Source organism: Allobosea sp. LC85, from assembly GCF_000735605.1.
Classification (GTDB): domain Bacteria; phylum Pseudomonadota; class Alphaproteobacteria; order Rhizobiales; family Beijerinckiaceae; genus Allobosea.
On record NZ_JPKG01000017.1, the window covers coordinates 238,697 to 260,125 of the forward strand.

At 65.3% G+C, this 21,429-nt stretch carries 19 protein-coding genes; 10 read left to right on the forward strand and 9 right to left on the reverse strand.

What is annotated here, in order from left to right; translation table 11 throughout:
• Positions 1 to 4 precede the first annotated feature (4 nt).
• Together FG93_RS08325 and FG93_RS08330 are read right to left on the reverse strand one after the other, a co-directional pair.
• Complete coding sequence (locus FG93_RS08325; RefSeq protein WP_043233566.1) at positions 5 to 1,435, reverse strand: DUF1800 family protein; 1,431 nt, start codon at positions 1,433 to 1,435, stop codon at positions 5 to 7.
• A 155-nt stretch (positions 1,436 to 1,590) separates the two neighbouring features.
• Positions 1,591 to 2,394: a DUF4394 domain-containing protein gene (locus FG93_RS08330; RefSeq protein WP_081881382.1), complete on the reverse strand. Its 804-nt coding sequence runs from the start codon at positions 2,392 to 2,394 to the stop codon at positions 1,591 to 1,593.
• A 202-nt stretch (positions 2,395 to 2,596) separates the two neighbouring features.
• Here FG93_RS08330 and FG93_RS08335 point away from each other — a divergent pair, with 202 nt between their 5' ends.
• Together FG93_RS08335 and FG93_RS08340 are read left to right on the forward strand one after the other, a co-directional pair.
• Positions 2,597 to 3,160 carry a sigma-70 family RNA polymerase sigma factor gene (locus FG93_RS08335; RefSeq protein ID WP_043233567.1) on the forward strand — a complete coding sequence of 188 codons (564 nt, stop codon included), beginning with the start codon at positions 2,597 to 2,599 and terminating at the stop codon, positions 3,158 to 3,160.
• Positions 3,157 to 3,945 carry an anti-sigma factor gene (locus tag FG93_RS08340; RefSeq protein WP_043233568.1) on the forward strand — a complete coding sequence of 263 codons (789 nt, stop codon included), beginning with the start codon at positions 3,157 to 3,159 and terminating at the stop codon, positions 3,943 to 3,945. Before FG93_RS08335 ends, FG93_RS08340 begins: the two co-directional genes overlap by 4 nt.
• Positions 3,946 to 4,066: 121 nt before the next feature.
• On the opposite strand, the gene FG93_RS08345 is transcribed toward FG93_RS08340, so the two are convergent.
• The 3 genes from FG93_RS08345 to dapB all read right to left on the reverse strand — a co-directional run bounded on the left by FG93_RS08345 (position 4,067) and on the right by dapB (position 7,884).
• Positions 4,067 to 5,158 carry an ATP-dependent RecD-like DNA helicase gene (locus FG93_RS08345; RefSeq protein ID WP_043233569.1) on the reverse strand — a complete coding sequence of 364 codons (1,092 nt, stop codon included), beginning with the start codon at positions 5,156 to 5,158 and terminating at the stop codon, positions 4,067 to 4,069.
• Positions 5,159 to 5,238: 80 nt separating this feature from the next.
• Positions 5,239 to 6,915: a methyl-accepting chemotaxis protein gene (locus FG93_RS08350; RefSeq protein ID WP_043233571.1), complete on the reverse strand. Its 1,677-nt coding sequence runs from the start codon at positions 6,913 to 6,915 to the stop codon at positions 5,239 to 5,241.
• Positions 6,916 to 7,080: 165 nt separating this feature from the next.
• Positions 7,081 to 7,884 (reverse strand): 4-hydroxy-tetrahydrodipicolinate reductase, encoded by an 804-nt coding sequence (dapB, locus tag FG93_RS08355; RefSeq protein WP_043233572.1) that lies wholly within the window; start codon positions 7,882 to 7,884, stop codon positions 7,081 to 7,083.
• A gap of 92 nt (positions 7,885 to 7,976) precedes the next feature.
• Between dapB and FG93_RS08360 the strand changes: the two genes are divergently transcribed.
• Positions 7,977 to 8,837 (forward strand): alpha/beta fold hydrolase, encoded by an 861-nt coding sequence (locus FG93_RS08360; protein WP_043233574.1) that lies wholly within the window; start codon positions 7,977 to 7,979, stop codon positions 8,835 to 8,837.
• A 6-nt stretch (positions 8,838 to 8,843) separates the two neighbouring features.
• Here FG93_RS08360 and FG93_RS08365 read toward each other — a convergent pair whose 3' ends face one another.
• On the reverse strand, positions 8,844 to 9,428 hold the full coding sequence (locus FG93_RS08365) for a GNAT family N-acetyltransferase (protein WP_043233575.1): 585 nt from the start codon (positions 9,426 to 9,428) through the stop codon (positions 8,844 to 8,846).
• A 90-nt stretch (positions 9,429 to 9,518) separates the two neighbouring features.
• Here FG93_RS08365 and FG93_RS08370 point away from each other — a divergent pair, with 90 nt between their 5' ends.
• Positions 9,519 to 10,133 (forward strand): LysE family translocator, encoded by a 615-nt coding sequence (locus FG93_RS08370; RefSeq protein ID WP_043233666.1) that lies wholly within the window; start codon positions 9,519 to 9,521, stop codon positions 10,131 to 10,133.
• Between the two features lie 13 nt (positions 10,134 to 10,146).
• Here the strand turns inward: FG93_RS08370 and FG93_RS08375 are convergent, their stop codons facing one another.
• On the reverse strand, positions 10,147 to 10,842 hold the full coding sequence (locus FG93_RS08375) for an SDR family oxidoreductase (protein WP_043233667.1): 696 nt from the start codon (positions 10,840 to 10,842) through the stop codon (positions 10,147 to 10,149).
• Between the two features lie 175 nt (positions 10,843 to 11,017).
• On the opposite strand from FG93_RS08375, the gene FG93_RS08380 reads away from it, so the two are divergent.
• Positions 11,018 to 11,992 carry a tripartite tricarboxylate transporter substrate binding protein gene (locus FG93_RS08380; protein WP_043233669.1) on the forward strand — a complete coding sequence of 325 codons (975 nt, stop codon included), beginning with the start codon at positions 11,018 to 11,020 and terminating at the stop codon, positions 11,990 to 11,992.
• Positions 11,993 to 12,107: 115 nt separating this feature from the next.
• Here FG93_RS08380 and FG93_RS08385 read toward each other — a convergent pair whose 3' ends face one another.
• Positions 12,108 to 15,716: a hydantoinase B/oxoprolinase family protein gene (locus tag FG93_RS08385; protein WP_043233671.1), complete on the reverse strand. Its 3,609-nt coding sequence runs from the start codon at positions 15,714 to 15,716 to the stop codon at positions 12,108 to 12,110.
• A 240-nt stretch (positions 15,717 to 15,956) separates the two neighbouring features.
• Between FG93_RS08385 and FG93_RS08390 the strand changes: the two genes are divergently transcribed.
• The 4 genes from FG93_RS08390 (at position 15,957) to FG93_RS08405 (ending at position 19,503) form a co-directional block, all read left to right on the forward strand.
• On the forward strand, positions 15,957 to 16,505 hold the full coding sequence (locus FG93_RS08390) for a TRAP transporter small permease (RefSeq protein WP_043233577.1): 549 nt from the start codon (positions 15,957 to 15,959) through the stop codon (positions 16,503 to 16,505).
• Positions 16,506 to 16,510: 5 nt separating this feature from the next.
• The gene (locus FG93_RS08395) at positions 16,511 to 17,818 is read left to right on the forward strand and encodes a TRAP transporter large permease (protein ID WP_043233578.1); all 1,308 of its coding nucleotides are present in this window, start codon (positions 16,511 to 16,513) and stop codon (positions 17,816 to 17,818) included.
• Between the two features lie 35 nt (positions 17,819 to 17,853).
• Positions 17,854 to 18,849: a TRAP transporter substrate-binding protein gene (locus FG93_RS08400; RefSeq protein ID WP_043233580.1), complete on the forward strand. Its 996-nt coding sequence runs from the start codon at positions 17,854 to 17,856 to the stop codon at positions 18,847 to 18,849.
• Between the two features lie 96 nt (positions 18,850 to 18,945).
• The gene (locus FG93_RS08405; RefSeq protein ID WP_081881385.1) at positions 18,946 to 19,503 is read left to right on the forward strand and encodes a winged helix DNA-binding protein; all 558 of its coding nucleotides are present in this window, start codon (positions 18,946 to 18,948) and stop codon (positions 19,501 to 19,503) included.
• A gap of 98 nt (positions 19,504 to 19,601) precedes the next feature.
• Here the strand turns inward: FG93_RS08405 and FG93_RS08410 are convergent, their stop codons facing one another.
• Complete coding sequence (locus FG93_RS08410; RefSeq protein ID WP_043233583.1) at positions 19,602 to 20,222, reverse strand: NAD(P)H-dependent oxidoreductase; 621 nt, start codon at positions 20,220 to 20,222, stop codon at positions 19,602 to 19,604.
• Between the two features lie 79 nt (positions 20,223 to 20,301).
• Here FG93_RS08410 and FG93_RS08415 point away from each other — a divergent pair, with 79 nt between their 5' ends.
• The gene (locus FG93_RS08415; protein ID WP_043233585.1) at positions 20,302 to 20,952 is read left to right on the forward strand and encodes a TetR/AcrR family transcriptional regulator; all 651 of its coding nucleotides are present in this window, start codon (positions 20,302 to 20,304) and stop codon (positions 20,950 to 20,952) included.
• Positions 20,953 to 21,429 lie beyond the last annotated feature (477 nt).

The following is a 21,429-nucleotide window of genomic DNA, read 5'->3' on the forward strand; positions in this document are numbered from 1 at the left end:
TGGCTCATCTCCGCTGGAATTCGGGCGACATCAGCAAGAGCGCGATCGCCTGCGCTTTGCTCTCGGCGCGGACCACCGCCTGTTTGGTCTCGACTGAAGCGAGCGGGCCGAGCACGGCCTCGAGCAGCGCCCTTGGGTCGCTGGCACTGCCAGCGGCCTGGCGCCCCCACGCAGCCGCCACGTCGATCCGCGTCTTGATGCCCTCTGGCGTCGCCCACGCATCATTGTTGCCGGGAAAGCCATTCGGACCGGAGGGTTGCCAGAGTGGCTGGCCCATCGCCGCAAGCGCTCCTGCGATGGGACCGAACTCCGGCTTGCGTCCAAGCGCCCGTAGCATCGCCAGCAAAAGCTCCTGCGGCTGGCGCAGTTTCGCCGCCTCCGGACTCCATGCTTCGTTCGACTGAATGAGTGTAGCCGATACCGCAGCGAGATCGCCCTCCGTTCGGCGCCAGGTTTCCGTCAGACGGGAAACGAGCGCCGATGGCGGATCATCTGCCACGAAATGCCGCGCGAGCTTGAAGGCGAGGTGCCGGGCCGTTGCGGGATGATGCGCGAGGTCTAGCAGTGCGAGCCTCCCCTGTTCCGCCCCGGCCTCTTCGTAATCCTTGCCGAGCAGCGGATGCATGCCGGGCTCATGAACGCCGGCGTTGAAGGCAAAGGCACCGGGGAAGCCGAGCCGGCCGTCGCGGCCGGCAACCGTCCAGCCTGTGATGATCCGCGCCAGACTGGTCACATCGCCTTGCGAATAGCCGCCGGAGACGCCCAGCGTATGCAGTTCCATGATCTCGCGGGCGAGGTTCTCGTTGAGCCCACGGCCGCGGCGCTTGCCCGCCGGCGAGTTCGGCCCGATCGATTGCTGATTGTCGAGGTAGATCAGCATGGCCGGATGGCTCTCGACGGCCAGAAGCATGTCTTCGAACCGCCCGAAGACATGGGGGCGTATCGCTTCGCGCTCATAGGCTCCGGCCAGCGCCCGCACGAAATTGCCCTGCGAGACGGAGATGCAGAAATGGTTCGACCAGAACTGTGCAAGCCGCTCACCAAAACCGGCAAGCGGTTCCAGCCCGGCGCGCATTCGCGCGGCCACCTCGTCGCGGTAGATCCTTTGCGGCAAGGGGGGCTCGGGTGGTACTGGCGGCGGTGACGCCCCCTGCCCTTCGTTCGTCCCGCCCGGGGCGGGCATCATCGCCGCCTGCATGGCCGGGCGCGGGGCCTCACGCTCGGCCTTCTCCTTCTCCTGGAAGGCATAGAACGCCGATCCGATCTGCGCCTGCCCGACGAGATCGAGGCCGATCGGAACGGGAACGCTCCTGCGCTTGACCTCGTCGAGAAGCAGATCCCGGGCGTCGCCGCCGATCACCGCCAGATCGCCGGGTCGGAGCCCAAGGCCAAAGCGCTGCAAACCGAGAATATTCAACCGCGAATCGCGCGCCATCGACGACTCCCTCGCCTTGAGCAGGCGAATCCGAGCATCTTGGTCAACTATGGCAAAAATTGCATGCCCTGTTGCGACGCGCAGAGATCGAACGTTGAAAAGCCGCCACGCCCTGCGGCGCGGCGGCCCCTCAGAGGCGGTTTCGGTCCGCTTGCCTACATGGCCGGCAGCGCCGCGACGTCGCGCGCCGACCCGTTCAGCCCGGTGACCTTGCCCACCATCGAAGCCTTGCCCGTTGCGAGATCGACCTTATGGAGGACGCCGTCCGCCAACAGCCAGCCGGTATTGGCACCTGACGCATCGGTCTCGATATCGAAGGCGATCGCCTTCGGCGTCACGCCAAGCTTGCCGACGGCGCCCAGCACGCCGTCGTTCGGCGGCGCCTGCTTCAGCAACCCGCCGATCTTGCCGTCGATATCGTAGAGCGCCGTCTCCTTGGTGCCCTTCACCGAGTTGGAATACGCACCGGCAACGACCATCGGCGTCTCGCCCTTGTGCATGTCGGTCTCGGCGAATTTCAGCTTGCCGTCGACCGTGGTCTTGCCGTCCTCGACATTGACGCGAAGGTTGGTGCCGTCGGCACCGATGACGCGCAGCCGGTCGGCCGCCGGGTTGAAATCGACCGTTGCCAGGGTGCCGGCGGCAAGCGAGGTATCCATCTTCGACTTCATCGTCGCTTTCCCGCTTGCCGTATCGACCGTGAAGATCGTGCCGTCGGTCGACAGCGCGTAGAGCATTCCGTCGGCGGGACGGACATCGATGCCGGCGATCTTGCCGGTGATGCCGGTGACCTTGACCGATTTGCCGGCTTTCTGCGTCGCCATGTCGATCATTGTCAGCGTGTCGTCGCCCGTCAGGGCCGCAAGGGTCCCGGCGGGAGCCGCGAAGGTCGCGGCCAAGGAAGCCCCCAGAATCGTGGAAGCAATCAGCGCGAGGCGTGTGGCGCGTGCGGTCTGCATGTTATCCTCCAATCGTCTGTCGCATTGTTTCGAGGGTTGTTCGCCGCCTGGTCTGACGCGGCACCCAATCGGGGTAAGCTTGCGGCACAGAGGCGGATGCGAAGGAAAAAACAAAAATCCGGGTCGCATCCGAAACTGGTCGAACTGCGTATTCATCCATTCGCGCACGCCTGAAAGTCGATGCGCCGAGGAGGAGACAGGGATGGCGTCGAACACCGTATTGCCGTCAAAGGCTACGGACATCGAAACCGCGCTGCACGACTGTGCCTCCGGAGATAAACTTGCGCTCAAGCGCATCTACGACGCCGAGGCCGCGCGTATGATTGGTGTGGCTCAGCGTCTGCTCAAGCGGCGCGCGCTGGCCGAGGAGGCAGTGCAGGATGCCTTCGTCCTGATCTGGCGACATGCAGCGCGGTTCGATCCGGAGCGCGGCGGCGGCCTGACTTGGATCTACGCAATTCTGCGCAACCGCTCGCTCTCGATCCTGCGGGATGAGAAGCGCACGGAAACCAGCGAAACGCCTGTCGCCGAGGAAACGGCGAGCGAAGAGGATGATCCTGAGACGGTGATGTCGAAACTGTCCGACGCCAAAGCCTTGCGCGCCTGTCTGGAGACGCTGCCACCGCAGCGGCGCGGCATCGTGCTGCTTGCCTTCGTCCAGGGGTTGACCCATGGCGAGATCGCCGGCCGCCTCAAAATGCCGATCGGCACCGTCAAATCCTGGATCCGCCGCTCCCTGATCACGCTCAAGGAGTGCCTCGGATGAGCCCCTCCTCCACGAGTGTCCTTGGCCCTGAGGAACGCATCGCCCTTGCGGGCGAGTACGTGCTCGGTCTGCTAGAGGGGGCCGACCTCACGGCCTTCGACCAGCGCCTCGAAACCGATCCCGATCTCGCTGCGGCGGTCGAACGCTGGCGCGTTCACTTCGCGGCCATCGATGCCACGGCCAAGCCCATAGGACCGCCAGCCGAGCTATGGAGCCGGATCGAAATCGAGCTGGCCAAGGTCGCGCAGCAGGCAGCACCCGCAAGCTCCAGCAGCGCAGCGCCGGTATCATCCCCGATTCAGGCGTCCCGCTCCACCCCGGCAACGGCCAGCCACCTGTCCGACTGGTGGAACAGCCTCTTCGTCTGGCGCAGCGCGGCGCTTGCCGGAGCGCTGGCAACGATCGTTCTCGCTGCGGGTCTCCTGGGCGCCCTCGATCGCGCCAGGCGCCAGCCCGTCATGGTCGCGGTGCTGTTGACCGAGGCCAGCGTCGCTGCCGCGGTCGTCAACACCTTCGCCGATGGCAGGGTCGAGATGGTGCCGCTGCAGGCGATCCACGTTCCCGAAGGCAAGGCCCTCGAGATCTGGACGCTGTGGGACCGCGCAGTGGGCCCACGCTCGGTCGGGCTGATCGAGCGTGCCCGCTCGACCCATCTCAGGCTCGACCAACTGCCGCTTGGCAAGGATCAGCTCTTCGAGATCACGCTTGAACCCGCGACAGGCTCGCCGACAGGACGGCCGACCGGTCCCGTCATTGCCAAGGGCACCACGGCGCAGGCCCTGTGAACCCGACGGGGTCTGCCGCTAAAGCATCGGCCCGAAAAGTGGATTGCGGTTTTCGGGGCAAAGCCGATGCAAACACAAAGTGTTAGATCATCGGACCGGATACGATTTCCGGTCCGATGATCTAAACCACTACCGTGATCGTCTCGGCCGCACGCGTCAGACCGGTATAGAGCCAGCGTGCCCGGTGCTCGCGAAAGGCGAAGGCCTCGTCGAAGAGGACGATGTCATCCCATTGCGAGCCCTGCGCCTTGTGGACCGTCAGGGCGTAGCCGAAGGTGAATTCATCGGTGTGCTTGCGCAGCTCCCAGGGCACCTCCTCCTCGGTGCCGTCGAAGAAATTGGGCATCACGGAGACCTTGACCGGCTTGCCGCCGGTATCGTCCTCCGGCGTGACCCGCATCGTGATCAGGCCCTTCTTCGAGGTCTTGAGTTCCTGCACGATCCAGGAGCCGCCGTTGAGCAGGCCCTTGCTCTTGTCGTTGCGCAGGCAGACGAGCTTCTCGCCCGCGACCGGCACGGTGGAATCCCGCCCCATGAGCTGCCGGATGCGAGCATTGTAGAGCCGGCGTGTCTTGTTCATGCCGACCAGGACCTGATCGGCGCCTAGCACCAGCTCGGAGTTGACCGCATCGCGGCGGATGACCCGGCTCTCGCCATAGTCGCCGACATCGAGGCGCCCTCCTTCGCGGACGATCATCGACATCCTGACGATGGGATTGTCCGCGGCCTGCCGATGCACCTCGGTCAGCATCACGTCCGGCTCGGTCTCGGTGAAATACCCGCCCCCCTTGACCGGGGGCAGTTGCGCCGGATCCCCCAGGACGAGGACCGGCGTGCCGAAGGAGAGCAGATCCTTGCCCAGTTCCTCGTCCACCATCGAGCACTCGTCGATGATGATCAGCCCGGCCTTGGCCGCGTTGCTCTCGCGGTTGAGCACGAAGGTCGGGCTTTCCTCATCGACGCCACGCGAACGGTAGATCAATGAGTGAATGGTCTGGGCCCCGTCGCAGCCCTTGTTGCGCAGCACCAGCGCCGCCTTGCCGGTGAACGCGGCGAAGACGACCGTGCCATCGACGCCCTCGGCAATATGGCGCGCGAGCGTCGTCTTGCCGGTTCCGGCATAGCCGAACAGCCGAAAAACCTGAGGCTCGCCAGCCTGCAGCCAGCGTGCAACCGCGCTCAGCGCGGCATCCTGTTGCGGCGACCAGCTCATCGCGGGGAGATCCGATATGCGACCATGCCGCACAAAGGCGCGAGTCGCTCGCGCAATGCAAGCACAAGAACAGAACGGGATCAGGCGGCGCGCAGGCGTCTGACGAATTCTTCCGCCTCGCCCTGCAGCGCGGCGATGCGCTCGTCGAGGTCGCGAGCCCCGAACGCGCCCCTGCCGGCTTGCTCGACAGTCTGCGCATTCGCCTCGGCGATCTCCGCCATGGCGCCCGCAGCCGTCTCCGTCACGCCCGAGATACGCGCGACCGTGTCCCCGAGCGAGCCCATCAGTTCGGAATGTGAGGCGACCATGGTCGAGATCTCGGTGCTGGCCTGTTCGACGGCACCGACGCTGGCGACGATGCCCGAAACCGCCTGCGCCGCTTGCGACAGCGCCGCATTGACCGCTGCAATGCGCCGCACGATCTGCGCCGTGGCGTCGGCCGTCTGGCCCGCCAGCTCCTTGACCTCGCTGGCGACGACGGCAAAACCCCGGCCATGCACGCCGGCGCGCGCCGCCTCGATCGTTGCGTTCAACGCGAGCAGATTGGTCTGCCGAGCAATCGTCTCGATGATGTCGACGACATCGCGGATCTGCCCGGCATTCTCGGTCAGACGCAGGACGAGGCTGGAGGTGCCGGCGGCATCCTGCGTCGCCACCGTCGCCGTTTCCGAAACCCGATGCACCTCCGCATTGATCTGGTCGATCACCTGCTCCAGGCGCAGGGCCGCCTCGGTGATGCGCCGCGCCTCCAACCCCGCACCGTCGACGGCGGAAGCGGCAGTACTAGTGCTCTGCGAGACCTGCTGCGCCCGCACCGCGGAATCCTGCTGCGCCGCGCGCAGAGCTTCACTCAAACCCGCGATGTCGTGAAGCAGGGCGCCGATCCGCTGTTCGAATTCCTCAGCGATGCGGCCGAGTTCGTCGGTTCGCTGGTTCTGGTGGAACAGCGCCCGGTCGGCTTCGGCATCGCGCGTGACCAGCGTTGCCCGCACTTCGCTCAGCGCCCGCACCGTGCGGGCGAGCTGACCGATCTCGTCGCGGCGCCGGACATGCGGCACCGCGATGACGGCAGAGGTCGCCGTCGCAGTGCCGATAGCGGCCATCAGATCGCGCAGGGGGCGGGTGAGCTGGGTCCGCAACAGATACATCGCCAGCAGCGCGCAGGCGAGCGGCAGACCAACCGCCGTCGCGATCACCCGCAGGCGCAGCGCGTGGGCAAGCCCGGCAGCCTCTGCGGTGCCGAGCTGTGCACGCCTGTCCAGGCCATCGGCCAGTTTCGATGTGACGAGGATGATCTGGCGGACATTCTCGCGCGCCGCCTCGGCCGAGGCCTCGATGAGTGCGGCCTTTGGCGAGACCTCACGCCCCATCGTGACGATGTCGCGCTGGAACGAAATGAACGTCCTGATCCGCGCGTCCAAGGTCGGATTGGCGTCGCGCAGCTCGCCCGGCAACGAAGAGATCAGACTGGCCCGCGCCGCATCGACCAGTTCGACTGCACCATCAAGGGCGTCGAGCGCCGTCTCGACCGCCCGCGGCGTGGCTGCGTCATCGAAGCGGCTGAGCAGCGAGGCCTGTGCCACGCGATTCGAGAGCAGCGCTGCGCGGTTGACCAAGGCCATGCTCGCGAAGGCGTCGCGATCGATTTCGCGGACCGCATCAAAGCCCCGAACCGCGCTGAACAGCCCGAGGCCAGCGGCAATCCCCATGAGCGCAAACAGCATGGTGATCTTCGCCGTCAGCCCCAATTGCCGCATCGTATTCAATCCCTCGTCGTAGCGCGCCCTTCCCTTCGCAGATGCGAACGAACGTTGGGTTAACACGACAAGGAGGAACTCAATAAGAATCAATAATTTAGCCGGTTATGGATCGGGTAGCCGAAGCCGCCCCGATCGCAGAAAACAACCGGCAGCGCCCGTTGATCAGTCCATCAGGCTGTCCAGGCCGCGCCGAAGCCCGACCTGGTCCGCTACCCGCCGCGCCGCCAGCAAGGTGCCGCCGACATAGGGCGCGGCAGAGGTGCCGGCATCATGCCGGATCACCAGCCGCTCGTCGGGGAGGCCGAACACCGCTTCGCAGGAAAGAACGAAGCCCGGCATCCGCAGCGAATGGACCTGTACCGGATGCGGCGCGCCGATTGCGGCGCCGCGCGTCTCGCGGGCGCCGCCGAGCTCCGCGACCGGTTTCGAGGTTCCCGCCATGCGCTCAGCACCGAGCGTCTCGGCGAGCTCGCGCCCGGTTCCGGACGGCGTATCCGGTTTTGCTGCGGAGGCGTAATCGATGATCTCGACATCCGGCACATATTTCACCGCCTCGCGGGCAAAGCGCCGCAGCAGCGTCGCGGTGATCGAGAAATTGCCCGCGGCAAGCACGCCGACGCCGGCCTTGTGTGCAGCAGCCTCGATCTCGGCATAGTCCTCGCCGGTCATACCCGACGCGCCCACGACGACATGACGCCCGGCCGCGACCGCCGCCAGTACATTACTCTTCACGCTGTCAGGCTTGGTATAGTCGATCAGGACATCCGACGGCACCGCGAGCGCCTCAGTCACAGTCGCAAAGATCGGCTTGCCATTGGCAGGCTGCCCGGCCGCCTCGCCAAGATCACCGCCCGCCGCCATGCGCGAGACGCCGGCCACCAACTCGAGGTCGGACGCGGCGTCGATCGCGGCGACAAGCGCCTTGCCGACCCAGCCGGTGCAGCCGGCAAGCGTGATGCGGATCATGGGGTACTCCCGAAAGCAGACAGAAAATCATTGAGGTCGATCATCCGCCCCTTACAGTTCAAGGCGTCAATGCGGATGGGGGAATCGAGCCGATGCATGTCACTGTCAACGGAGTGCGCCTCTATGTCGACGTCGAAGGAGCGGGCCTCGTACCCGATGGCTCGCGCATGCGCGAAAAGCCAACGCTGGTCCTGCTCCATGGCGGTCCAGGTGCCGACCACAGCATCTACAAGCCCGGTTTCTCCGGGCTGAGCGATATTGCCCAGATCGTTTACTACGATCATCGCGGCTGCGGCCGCAGCGAAGACGGCCCGCGGGAGAGCTGGACATTGGACCAGTGGGCCGATGACCTGAAGGTGCTTTGCGACACGCTCGGCATCGAAAGGCCGATCATCCTCGGCACGTCTTTCGGTGGCTTCGTGGCGCAGGCCTATGCGACGCGCCATCCGGGGCATGCCGCCAAGCTGATCCTGATTTCCACGGCCGCCAAATTCGATTTTCCGGCAGTCTACGCGGCCTTCGATCGGGTCGGTGGTCCGAGAGCCGGTCAGGCCGCCCGGAGTTACTGGTCAGCGCCAACGCCGGAGACACGCGCACCTTATCTTGAGATTTGCTTTCCGCTCTACGCAGCACAGCCGCAAACCAGATCGACTGATTGGAAACAACGGCTCATCACGCGCAACGAGACAGGCGCCTGGTTCAATGGCCCGCACAACGAACAGGGTCGCTTTGATTTTCGCGCCGCTCTGGAGACTGTGAGTTGCCCTGTCCTCGTTATGGGGGGTGAGGAAGATCCCATCACGCCGATTGCCTTCAGCGAGACGATTGCTGCGTGTCTTCCGCCCGAAAGGGTTCGTTTCGAGCGCTTTGCGGGTTGCGGCCACGGCATCGTCGGCGACAATCCAGAGGCCGCTTTCGCGACGATCCGAAATTTCATTCTCGACGAAGCGTGAAATCGCTCAAAGCGCGAGCCGCATCAGTGGCCGGCCTTCCTTCTGCCGCGCGACCTCGACGAAACCGGCCCGCAGGAAGACCCGCTCGGGACCGACATAAAGGCCCTCGCTGCTGCGCTTGAATTCATGGTCCATGGGCGCGGCCTCGAGCAGGCGGGCGCCGCTCTCGCGCGCGAAAATGATCGCGCCGTCGAGCAGCGCCGCCGTGACGCCCTTGCCCCGCCACGCCTTGCGGACGAAGAAGCAGGACGCCGCCCAAACCCGCTCATCCTCGGCCGGCGCATCCGGCAGCGGCGTCGAGGCGCGGCGCGGATTGTTCCATTCGGGAATGTCGCGCCGGGGCCCGACCTGGAGCCAGCCGACACAGGTCTCGTGATCATAGGCCAGGACACCGGGGGGCGGCCCCTTGCGAACCCGCTCCTCGAACAGTTGCCGAGCCCCCTCGCCCAATAGCGGCAGGCGCTGCTTCTGGGGCATGCGAAAATGGTTGCACCAGCAGCCGTAACAGGCCCCCTTCGGACCGAAGAGATCCTCGAGATCCGGCCAGCGCGCGGGCGCGAGCGGCACAACATTCAAGGCAGAGGCCGACATTCTCCTGGTCCCTTTCGCCGGCGGCACAAGGGGCTCGACTCATCGGCAGCAGGCTGAGATGACTCAGCAATCGAGATGGAGACTGCCGCCATGTCCTTTGAGCTCTTCGCCGCTTATCTCGTCGCCTGCTTCGTCATCGTCATCGTACCGGGCCCGACCGTAACACTGATCATCGCCAACAGCCTGAAGCATGGTACCCGCGCCGGGCTCCTGAATGCGGCAGGAACCCAACTCGGCCTCGCGATCATGATCGCGATCGTCGGCATCGGCCTGAGCTCGGTCATCGCGGCGATGGGCCACTGGTTCGACTGGGTGCGGCTCGCCGGCGCCGCCTATCTGATCTGGCTCGGCTGGAAGATGGTCCGAGCCGGCGGCGTTGGGGATGGCATCGTGCGGGCTCGTGCACCGCGCGGTGGGTTCTTTTTGCAAGGCGTCCTGGTCGCGCTCAGCAATCCGAAGACGCTGCTCTTCTTCGGCGCCTTCTTTCCGCAATTTCTCGACCCCGCTCGCGATCACGTCACGCAGATCGCGATCATGGGGGTGACCGCGATGCTCTTCGCCGCGGTCAGCGACAGCGGCTATGCGCTGCTGTCGGGGCGGGCGGGACGGCTCCTGTCGCAGAAGCGCGTCCGCCTGCTCTCGCGCGTCAGTGGCGGCTTCCTGATCGGTGGCGGCCTCTGGCTCGCCTCGTCGCGCGCGAACTGAATCGTCTCAAGCCCTACCAGGCGATCGCCTCGCCCTTCCAGGTCCGGAAGCTGTTGGTGTCGGAGAGGCCGGACCGGTCGATCGTTCCGATCAGGCCGGCGGCGCTTTCAGTCGGCGGGATATCGGCTCCGCCACCGCCCATATCGGTCTGCACCCAGCCCGGGTGGAACAGCAGGATGCTGACGCCGCGCTCGCGCACGGCGTTGCCGAACACGACCATGGCCATGTTCACGGCCGATTTCGAGGAGCGATAGGCGAGCGCCCCTGAAGGGTTGCCGGCGATCGAGCCCATGCGGCTCGATATCGTCGCGATCTTGCGCCCTTGCGAGGCCTCGACATTGGGCAGGAAAGCCTGCGCCACGCGCAGCGGCGCATAGACATTGACCTCGAACACGTCGCGCCAGGCGTCGAAATCCATGTCGAGCGCGCCCTGCTTGTCGCGCGGCCCGTAGATGCCGGCGTTGTTGACCAGGACGTCGATCGGTCGGCCGGCGAGCGCTGCCTTGGCAGCGGCGACGCTCGCATCCGACGTCACATCGATGGCGATTGGCGTGACGAGCCCGCCATGCTTGGCGGCCAGCGCCGCGAGACCAGGGCTTGCCGGATCGCGCGCCGCGGCAATGACGTGGTCGCCACGCGCCGCCAAGGCGGTCGCGAGCGCAAGGCCGATTCCGCGATTGGCACCGGTGATCATCCAGGTCTGAGGCATCGCGCGTTCCTTCCGAGGGCAGGCGGTCAAGTCGGAGATCCTACAACGCCTCACTTAAATGCGGGCCTGCGCCGTCGCCATGCCCTGCATGCCGCGTCCGGCGTTGCGCAGCCATGCGGATATGTTCTGCTGTCTCCCTTCCAGGGAGCCGCCCATGGGCGGGAAGGAACCAGTCATGAACCGTCGTCACATCCTGCGCCTCGCCGCCGCGGCGCTTGCGCTCAACCTTACAGCGACTGCGAGCGCCCAGTCTCTGCCACCGGGGCCCATCCGCATGGTGGTGGGTTTCGCCGCCGGCGGCTCGACCGACGCAATGGCCCGGATCATCGGCGAGAAGCTGTCGCAGCGACTCGGCCGCAGCGTGATCGTCGAGAACAATGCCGGCGCGTCCGGACGACTTGCGGCCGAGCAGGTGAAGAAGGCGCCGGCTGACGGGCTCACAATCCTTGTAGGCAATATCGGAATGGTCGTGCTGGCACCGGTAACCTTCAAGAACCTGAGCTACGATCCGCTCGTCGATTTCGAGCCGGTGGTCAGGGCTGCCGACTTTCAGCTCGCCGTTGCTGCCACGAAGGAGACCGGCGCCTCCGACATGGCCGGCTTCGTGCAGTGGCTGAAACAGAATCCGGACAACGCCAACATCGCCGTCCCGCTGCAGGCCAGTCTCTCGCATCTGACCGGCCTGCGCTTCGCCCAGGCTTCCGGCGCCAAAGCCGAGATGGTGATCTTCCGCGGCATGGCGCTTGCCATGCAGGATCTGCTTGCCGGGCGTCTCTCCGGCGCGGTGGCGACCGTCGCCGATTTCAGCGAGCAGCACCGGGCGGGAACGATGCAGGTCATGGCCGTGTCGGGGACGCGGCGCGCACCAGCGCTCCCGGAGGTGCCGACCTTCACGGAAGCCGGGCTGAAGGGCTTCGAGAGCAATGGCTGGAACGGTTATCTGCTGCCGAAGGGCACGCCACAGCCGGTGGTCGAACTCTACAATCGGGAGATCACCGCGATCGTGGCGTCCCCTGAGACCGCGCAGAGATACGAGCAACTCGGCTTCATCGCGCCGGAGCCCAACACGCCGGCGGCCTTCGCCAGCGCGATCAAGGCGGGAATGGATGCCTGGCGCCCCCTCGTCGAGGCCGCCGGCCTGCAGCAGTAGCGAAGTCGGGGGCCTTAGATCATCGGACCGGACATCGTATTAGGCCCGATGATCTAACCCTTTGTCTTTGCATCGGCTTTCCCGAAAACCGCAATCCACTTTTCGGGTCGAGGCCTCAGCGCTCCCGATCCTGGGGCTTTCCATAGCCGCCCGCGGTCGGCGTGATCACGGTCACAGCCTCGCCCGCCTCGAGCAGCGTCTGGTCGCTCGGCTTCAATTCCTCGACGACACCGGAAAGCCGGCGGACGATCGTCCTGCCGAGCTGCCCGGCCTCGCCGCCCTTGACGCCGAAGGGCCGCACGCGGCGATGCGAGGCGAGGATGGCGCAGTCCATCCGCTCGCGGAAGCGGATGGTCCGGCTGGTGCCGTCGCCGGCATTCCACTCTCCCTTGCCTCCGGAGCCGGGGCAAATGTGGAAATCCTCGAGCACGACGGGGAAACGCGTCTCCAGGATCTCAGGATCGGTCAGGCGCGAATTGGTCATGTGGACATGCACGCCGGAGGTTCCGTTGAAGCCCGGTCCCGCCGGCGAGCCGGAGCAGATCGTCTCGTAGTACTGATACTGATCGTTGCCGAAGGTCAGATTGTTCATCGTCCCCTGCGAGGCCGACATCGCCTCGAGCGCGCCGAACAGCGTATTGGTGACGGCCTGGCTGACCTCGACATTGCCGGCGACGACGGCGGCCGGGTAATGCGGCGCCAGCATCGAGCCTTCCGGCACGACGATCCTGATCGGGCGCAGGCAGCCAGCATTCATCGGGATCGCGTCATCGACCATGACGCGGAAGACATAGAGCACCGCCGCACGGGTCACGGGCGCGGGAGCGTTGAAGTTGTCCTCGCGCTGTGGCGAGGTTCCGGTGAAATCGACGGTCGCCTCGCGCCTCGAACGATCGATCGTGATCTTCACCTTGATCGCGCAGCCCTGGTCCATCGGGTAGGTGAATTGGCAGTCATGCAGCTTGGCGAGCAGCCGTGCGACGCTCTCCGCCGCATTGTCCTGGACATGGCCCATATAGGCCTGGACCACGTCGAGGCCGAAGGCGCGGATCATCTTCTTCAGCTCCGCCACGCCCTTCTCATTGGCGGCGATCTGCGCCTTGAGGTCGTTGACGTTCTGCACGACGTTGCGGACGGGATAGCGCGCGCCGGTCAGCAGCTTGACCAGCTCCTCCTCGCAGAATCGGCCCTGATCGACGATCTTGAAATTGTCGATATAGACGCCCTCTTCCTCGATATGCGTCGCCAACGGCGACATCGAGCCGGGCGCCACGCCACCGACATCGGCATGGTGGCCACGGCTCGCCACCCAGAACAGGATGTTGCTGTCCTCGGCATCGAAGACCGGGGTGCAGACCGTGATGTCGGGCAGATGCGTGCCGCCATTATAGGGCGCATTGAGACAGTAGACGTCGCCCGGCCGGATGACGGGGTTGTTCCTGATCACCGTCTCGACCGACTTGTCCATCGAGCCGAGATGCACCGGCATATGCGGCGCGTTGGCGACGAGACTCGCGGTCGAGTCGAACACGGCGCAGGAGAAGTCGAGCCGCTCCTTGATGTTCACGGAATAGGCGGTGTTCTGCAGCGTCACGCCCATCTGTTCGGCGATCGACATGAACAGGTTGTTGAAGATCTCGAGCATGACGGGATCGGCCTTGGTGCCGATCGCGGCATTCTGCACCAGGGCCTTGCTGCGATGCAGGACGAGATGGTCCTTGGCCGTCAGCTTCGCGCTCCAGCCATCCTCGACGACGACGGTCTGGTTCGGTTCGATGATGATGGCAGGTCCCGCCACGCTCTGCCCCGGAGCCATCGCCTCGCGCCGCACGATCGCGGCCTCGTGCCACTGCCCCTTCGAGAACAGGCGCGTGCACTCGGCGACCGCCGGTTCGCCGACCTGCTCGCCAGCCGCCGCCTCCTCGAATCTGGCGCCGCCACCAACGGCCTCGACCTCGACGGCCTCGACGACCAGCGCCTTGGTCTCGTCCATGAAGCCGAAGCGCGCCTTGTGCGCGACCTGGAAGGCTTCCTGCATCTCGGCGCGGCTGCCGGACGCAATAGCAATCGCCGTATCGGTGCCAGCGTAGCGGATATGGGCTCGGATATGGATGGCGATCTCGCCATCCGGCACACCCTGCCCGATCAGTTCGGCGCGCGTCTCGGCGCCCAGCCGCTCGGCAACCTTGCCAATCGCGGCCTTGACCTCGGCATCGAGCGGCACATCGAGTGCGGCCGTCCGCGTCGAGCGGATTTCGGCGAGCCCCATGCCATAGGCCGAGAGCAGGCCGGAGAACGGGTGCAGCAGCACGGTCTTGATGCCGAGCGCATCGGCAACGAGGCAGGCATGCTGCCCGCCCGCCCCGCCGAAGGAGTTCAATGCATAGCGGGTAATGTCATAGCCGCGCTGCACCGAGATCTTCTTGATCGCCTCGGCCATGTTGGCGACGGCAATCTGGATGAAGCCGTCGGCGACCTCTTCAGCGCTGCGGCCATCGCCGACCTCGGCCGCAAGCTTCGCGAATTTGGCGCGCACCGCATCCACATCCAGCGGCTGGTTATGCTGCTCGCCAAAAATCGCCGGAAAATAGGCCGGGATCAGCTTGCCGACCATGACGTTCGCATCGGTGACCGCGAGCGGGCCGCCGCGCCGATAGGCGGTCGGTCCTGGATTGGCGCCAGCAGAATCTGGACCTACGCGGAAGCGCGCGCCGTCGAAATGCAGGATCGAGCCGCCACCGGCTGCAACGGTATGGATCAGCATCATCGGCGCGCGCATCCGCACGCCGGCGACCTCGGTCTCGAAGGCGCGCTCATACTCGCCGTCGAAATGCGCAACGTCGGTGGAGGTGCCGCCCATGTCGAAGCCGATCACCTTGTCGAAACCGGCCGAACGCCCGGTCTCGGCAAGGCCGACGACGCCCCCGGCGGGGCCGGACAGAATCGCATCCTTGCCCTGGAACAGCTCGGCCGCAGTGAGTCCACCGGACGACATCATGAACATCAGCCGCGCGCCGGTGCGCCCAATGTCGAGTTCTTCGGAAACCTGAGCGACATAGCGCCCGAGGATCGGCGAGAGATAGGCATCGACCACGGCGGTATCGCCACGCCCGACGAGCTTGATCAGCGGCGAGACCTCGTGGCTGACCGACACCTGCGGGAAGCCGATCTCCCGGGCGATGCGCGCCGCGACCTGCTCATGCTGCGGAAAGCGATAGGCGTGCATGAAGGCGATCGCCACGGCCCGGAAACCGGCATCGTAGTGCGCTCGCAGGGCTGTGCGGATCGCGGCCTCGTCCGGAGCCTGCTCGACCACGCCATCGGCCAGCACGCGTTCCGCGATCTCGATCACCGCCTCGTAGAGCTGCTCGGGCTTGATGATCTCCTTGGCGAAGATGTCGGGCCGCGCCTGGTAGCCGATGCGCAGCGCATCGCGGAAGCCCTTCGTCGTGACGAGCAGGGTGCGGTCGCCCTTGCGCTCGAGCAGGGCGTTGGTCGCGACCGTGGTGCCCATGCGTACCTCGCCGATGCGCCCGGCAGGGATGAGCTCGCCGGCCTTGAGGCCGAGATGGTCGCGGATGCCCTGGACGGCTGCATCGCGATAGGCACCCGGATTCTCGGAGAGGAGTTTCCTGGCGTGAAGCTTGCCTGCTGGATCACGGCCGATCACGTCGGTGAAGGTCCCGCCGCGGTCGATCCAGAAGTCCCAATGGCTCGCCGTCATGACACCCTCCCAGGATGGCGTGAATTCGTTTCGATAATTCATCGATAAATCGTCGATGAAATATTGACAAGGCGTATTCGGTGGCTACGATCGCGATTGTGACCGGGAACATGGCTGAGGGGCCGGACCGGTCAGGGAGGATGCGATGACAGGATCGACCCTGGCAATCGGGACCGGCATGTACCGGCGGCCCCACGCGGCGACCCGGCCGCGGCCCACCCCTGTGATGTGGGGCGCCCGATGATCCGCACATTCCTCGACAAGCTCTATCTGTTTGCAGGTTATGCGGCGGGCTTTTTCCTGGTCGTCATCTTCGTCCTGATGATGGGGCTCTCCATCGGGCGCGAGATCGGCTTCAATATCCCGGCCGGCGATGATTTCGCCTCCTGGAGCATGGCGGCGCTGGCCTTTCTCGGTCTCGCCCACACCTTCAAATCTGGCGAGATGATCAGGGTCGGCTTGCTGATCGATCATTTCAAGGGGCGCACCCGCTGGGCCTTCGAGGTCTTCTCGCTGGTGCTTGGCCTCGGTTTCACCGGCTTCTTCGCCTGGCACGCAGCGGTGATGACCTGGCAATCCTATGAGTTCAACGACATTGCCGGCGGCGTCGTGCCGATGCCGCTCTGGATTCCGCAACTCGGCTTCTCCGGCGGATTGGTCATCCTCTTCATCGCTTTCGTCGACGAGTTCGTTCACGTCGTCCTGCGCGGCAACGAGCCCCGCTACGAGAAGCCGCCCCCGCAAAGCGACGAGGAAGTCATCGAGCGCGCCATGCAGAGCGGGGTCTGAGAGCCATGTCGATGATCGAGATTTCCGCCCTGCTGCTCGTGCTGCTGGCCGTCTTCCTCGCCGGCGGCGTCTGGATCGCCATCTCGCTGATGGCCTGCGGCTGGGTCGCGATGCAATTCGTCGGCGGCGGCATCCCTGCCGGCTCGGTGCTGGCGACGACGATCTGGGGCAACAGCGCCTCCTGGACGCTTGCCGCCTTGCCGCTCTTCATCTGGATGGGCGAGATCCTCTATCGCACGAAACTCTCGGAAGAGATGTTCCGCGGCCTCGCACCCTGGCTCAACTGGCTCCCCGGCCGGCTGATGCATGTCAATGTGCTGGCCTGCGGCATCTTCGGTTCGGTCTCCGGCTCCTCGGCTGCGACCTGCGCCACGGTCGCCAAGATCGCGCTGCCGGAGCTGAAGAAGCGCGGCTATGACGAGACGGTCAGCCTCGGCTCACTCGCCGGCGCCGGCACGCTCGGCATCCTGATCCCGCCCTCGATCACCATGGTGGTCTATGCGGTCGCGGCCAATGTCTCGATCATCCAGGTTTTCCTCGCCGGCTTCCTGCCGGGTATGCTCGTGATGGCGCTCTACTCCGGCTACATCATCGTCTGGCACATGCTGCATCCGGACAAGGCCCCGCCGCCGGAGCCCAGCATGCCCTTCCGCGAGAAGCTCAGGGAATCGGCCAATCTGATCCCCTGCATGCTGCTGATCGCCCTGGTCTTCCTCTCGCTGGTGATGGGCTGGGCGACCGCGACCGAATGTGCCGCGTGGGGCGTTCTCGGCTCCTTCGGAGTCGCCTGGTGGTCGGGCTCGCTGACGAGGGAGGCTTTCTGGACCAGCGTCATGGGCACCACACGCATCACCTGCATGATCATGCTGATCCTGGCCGGCGCCTCCTTCATGTCGACCTCGATGGCCTATACCGGCATCCCGGCGGCACTCGCCGCCTGGGTAGACAGCCTTCATCTCTCGCCCTATGCGCTGATCGCGGCGCTGACGGTGATGTACATTATCCTCGGCGCGGCGCTCGACGGCATCTCGATGATCGTGCTGACCACCGCGATCGTCCTGCCGATGATCAAGCAGGCGGGCTTCGATCTCGTCTGGTTCGGCATCTTCCTGGTGCTGATCGTCGAGATGGCCGAGGTTTCGCCGCCCGTCGGCTTCAACCTCTTCGTGCTCCAGACCATGTCGGGCAAGGATTCCAATACGGTGGCGCTCGCCGCCTTACCCTTCTTTTTTCTACTGGTCGCAGCGGTCGCGATCATTACGATCTTCCCGCAAATCGTGATGATCCTGCCGCAACTGGCCTTTCCAGGATGATGCAGCGTCAACAACAAGGGAACGGAGACACCATCATGAAACGCAGCGACTTCATTAGGGGCTTTCTCGCGGTCGGCGTCGCGGCCGGCGCTCTGGCGCTCGGCGCGACAGCGGTCTCGGCACAGGCCAAATGGAACCTCCCTAACGCCTACCCGGCAGACAACCCGCACACGGAAAACCTCGTCGCCTTCGCAAGGGATGTTGAGGCAGCGACCGGCGGCAAGCTCTCGATCACGGTCCACGCCAATGCCGCGCTGTTCAAGGCGCCCGAGATCAAGCGCGCCGTGCAGACCGGCCAGGCCCAGATGGGCGAGGTGCTGATGTCTCTGCACGAGAACGAGGATCCGATCTTCGGCATCGACGTGGTTCCGTTCCTGGCGACCAGCTTCCCTGATTCGAAGAAGCTTTATGCCGCGTCGAAGCCGGCGATCGAGAAGAAGCTCGCGAGCCAGGGCATCAAGTTGCTCTTCATGGTCCCCTGGGCGCCGCAGGGCGTCTACGCCAAGAAGGAGCTCAACACGATCGAGGACATGAAGGGTCTGAAATGGCGCTCCTACAATGTCGGCACCGCGCGCCTCGGCGAGCTGCTCGGCATGCAGGCGGTGACCATCCAGGCGGCCGAACTGCCGCAGGCCCTCGCCACCGGCGTGGTCAATTCCTTCATGTCGTCCGGCGGCACCGGCTACGATTCCAAGGTCTGGGAATCCCTGACCCATTTCTATGACGTGCAGGCCTGGATCCCGAAGGACGCCACCTTCGTCAACAAGGCGGCCTTTGACGCGCTCGACAAGTCGACCCAGGACGCCATTCTCAAGGCGGCGACGGCCGCCGAGGAGCGGGGCTGGAAAGCCTGGGAAGCCAAGACCAGCTGGTATCTCGACCAACTCAAGGCCAAGGGCATGAAGGTGCAGGCGCCGAGCAAGGAGCTTTCGGCTGGCTTCAAGAAGGCCGGCGAGACCCTGACCGCCGACTGGCTGAAGAAGGCCGGCGCCGACGGCCAGGCCGTGATCGACACCTACAGGAAGATGTAAGCCTGACCGGCCCGATCCCTCACGAACGGCCGCTTCGCGCGGCCGTTCGCACGTCCGGCGCCGCCACGGCTGCCTTGCAAGAGAGCGCCAGAGACGATGTCCACATCAGCTCCCCCGCCCACGAAACCACAGGCTGAGCTTGCTGACGCGCTGCTCGGTCCGATCGTCTCGTCAGGCCACCTTGCCTCGGGCGCGATGCCGGCGCTCTCCGAATTCGAGTTCGCACTCAGCATGACGGTGCACGCCTTCCAGCGCTGGATGCTCCGCGCCATGACCTCGGCCGGCATTCCGGATCTCACCCCGGTGGATGTGCTGGTGCTGCACAACGTCAACCATCGCGGCAAGCCGAAGCGCCTTGCCGATATCTGCCTCGTGCTCAATATCGAGGACACCTATGTGGTGAACTACGCGCTCAAGAAGCTCGAACGGCTGAAGCTGATCAAGAGCGGCCGCAAGGGCAAGGAAAAGACCGTCGCGATCACCCCGACAGGCGAGGACGCCTGCCGGCGTTACGCCCAGATCCGCGAGCAGCTCCTGGTCAAATCCGTGCTGGCGCTCGGCATGGATCCGGCACGCCTCTCGGACATCGCCGCGACCATGCGCTCGCTCTCGGGCCAGTACGACCAGGCCGCACGGGCCGCGGCGAGCTTGTAGGCGCGTACCAACTCCCTCGCCGGCTTTCGCCGCGAGAAAACGGCGCAAGCGGCCCTCGAATCGCGAATATCGGCGCCAGGCAGCCGCCTGCTACGCCGTCATGCAGCCGCTTGCGCCGCGGAAGGCCGGACGGTCTTGAAGAGAGTGCGGCCGATGGCGCGCGCCGCTTCCAGATGTGCAGCCGGATCATCCCTCCCGGAACCGAGCAGAAGCTCGGACGTCACGACAGGGGCGCCGCAATAGTCGAAGATTCCGTGGTCGATCTGCGTCTTCATCGCGCCGAAATAGCCGTGTCGGGCATAGGTCCGCAGGCTGGCGCCACCGATTGCGACAAGATGGACCGGGAGATGGCCGAGCTTCTTCGCCATCGGTGTATTCGGGCCTTCGTCGTAGGCCCAGTCATTGGCGAAGACGCGATCGATCCAGCCCTTGAGAAGCCCCGGCATCGACCACCAGTAGACGGGATAGACCAGGACGAGGGCATCGGCGCGATCGATCCGCGCCTGCTCGGCGGCAATGTCGGCCGGCGGCAGCGCCTCGCGGCGATGGACGGCGAGATCGGCCTCAGTGAAGCGTGGATCAAAGCCCTCAGCCGCGAGATCCGCGAATTCGAAGGAATTGCCCGGCCCGGACAGGGACACCCCCTCCCCGAGATGCGCGGCGACACCATGGCTGAGCGACTTGCGATCAGGATGGGCGACGACAATGAGCGCGTGCATTTCGAGACCTCCGGCTGTGAGATTGCGGGGGAATTTCAAACGATATATACTTTTAGTAAGTTACCTTTGGTATATAATCATGTCAAGCGCCGGACCGAAAATTCAACCGCCAGCCCTGCCGCCGCGTCGCCGCCTGGCGAGGGAAGACCGCTATCGGCAGCTTCTGGATGTTGCGTGGCGGCTGATCCGGGAGGAGGGAACGGAGGCACTGACGCTCGGGCGACTGGCCGAGCGGTCGGGGGTGACAAAACCCGTCGTCTACGACCATTTCGGCACACGCAGCGGGCTGCTGGCAGCGCTCTACCAGGAATTCGATGCGCGCCAGACAGCGCTCATGGATGCCGCGATCGAGGCGAGCGAGCCGACCCTGGCGGGCAGGGCCGCGGTCATCGCCTCGTCCTATGTCGACTGCGTGCTCCTCCAGGGCCGTGAGATCCCCGGCGTAATCGCAGCGCTTGCCGGCGCGCCCGAGCTCGCAAAGCTCAAGCGCGACTACGAAGCGATCTTCATGGAGAAGTGCCGAGCCGCGCTCGCGCCATTCGTCGGCTCGGGTGCGATTGCTCCAGCCGGCCTCTGGGCGCTGCTCGGCTCAGCCGAGGCCCTGTCATCTGCCGCCGCGACCGGAGACATCACGGCCGCGCAGGCTCAGGACGAGCTCTTCGAGACGATCGTCGCGATGGTTGCCAGAAGCGCGCGCGGCGGCTCTCTCCAGGTCGCCGAAGGCATGTGAGCCGCAGAACGCCTTCGAGCCCCCGCAGCGGCCGTCCTCCCGGCCCGTTCGCCGCGCCCCAGAAACCGCCCCCCTGATCTGGGCGCAGCGGCTGCTGGCGCCGGCAAGGTCGACATTCGAGGCCTGCGCCGAGCATGGCTGCGCCGGCGGGGCTGGCGCCCGCGATCGCGAGGCCCCGAGCCGATGAGATCGGCAATCGAGGCGCTCAGGCCGGCATCATGCTGGTGGTCATGCGCCCAGCTCGCCCTGAGATAAAGCATCTGCCCGAAAAGTGGATTGCGGTTTTCGGGACAAAGCCGATGCAAACACAAAAAGGTTAGATCATCGGACCGGATACGATATCCGATCCGATGATCTAATACCGAGTCCCGGAGATCGTGACTCGGGCCGGCTTCTCAAATCAGCCCCGGCCTGATTCAACATGGCGAACGAGGGAGGTTCGCCATGGCTATTCCGCTTCGGGCTGATTTCGATGGG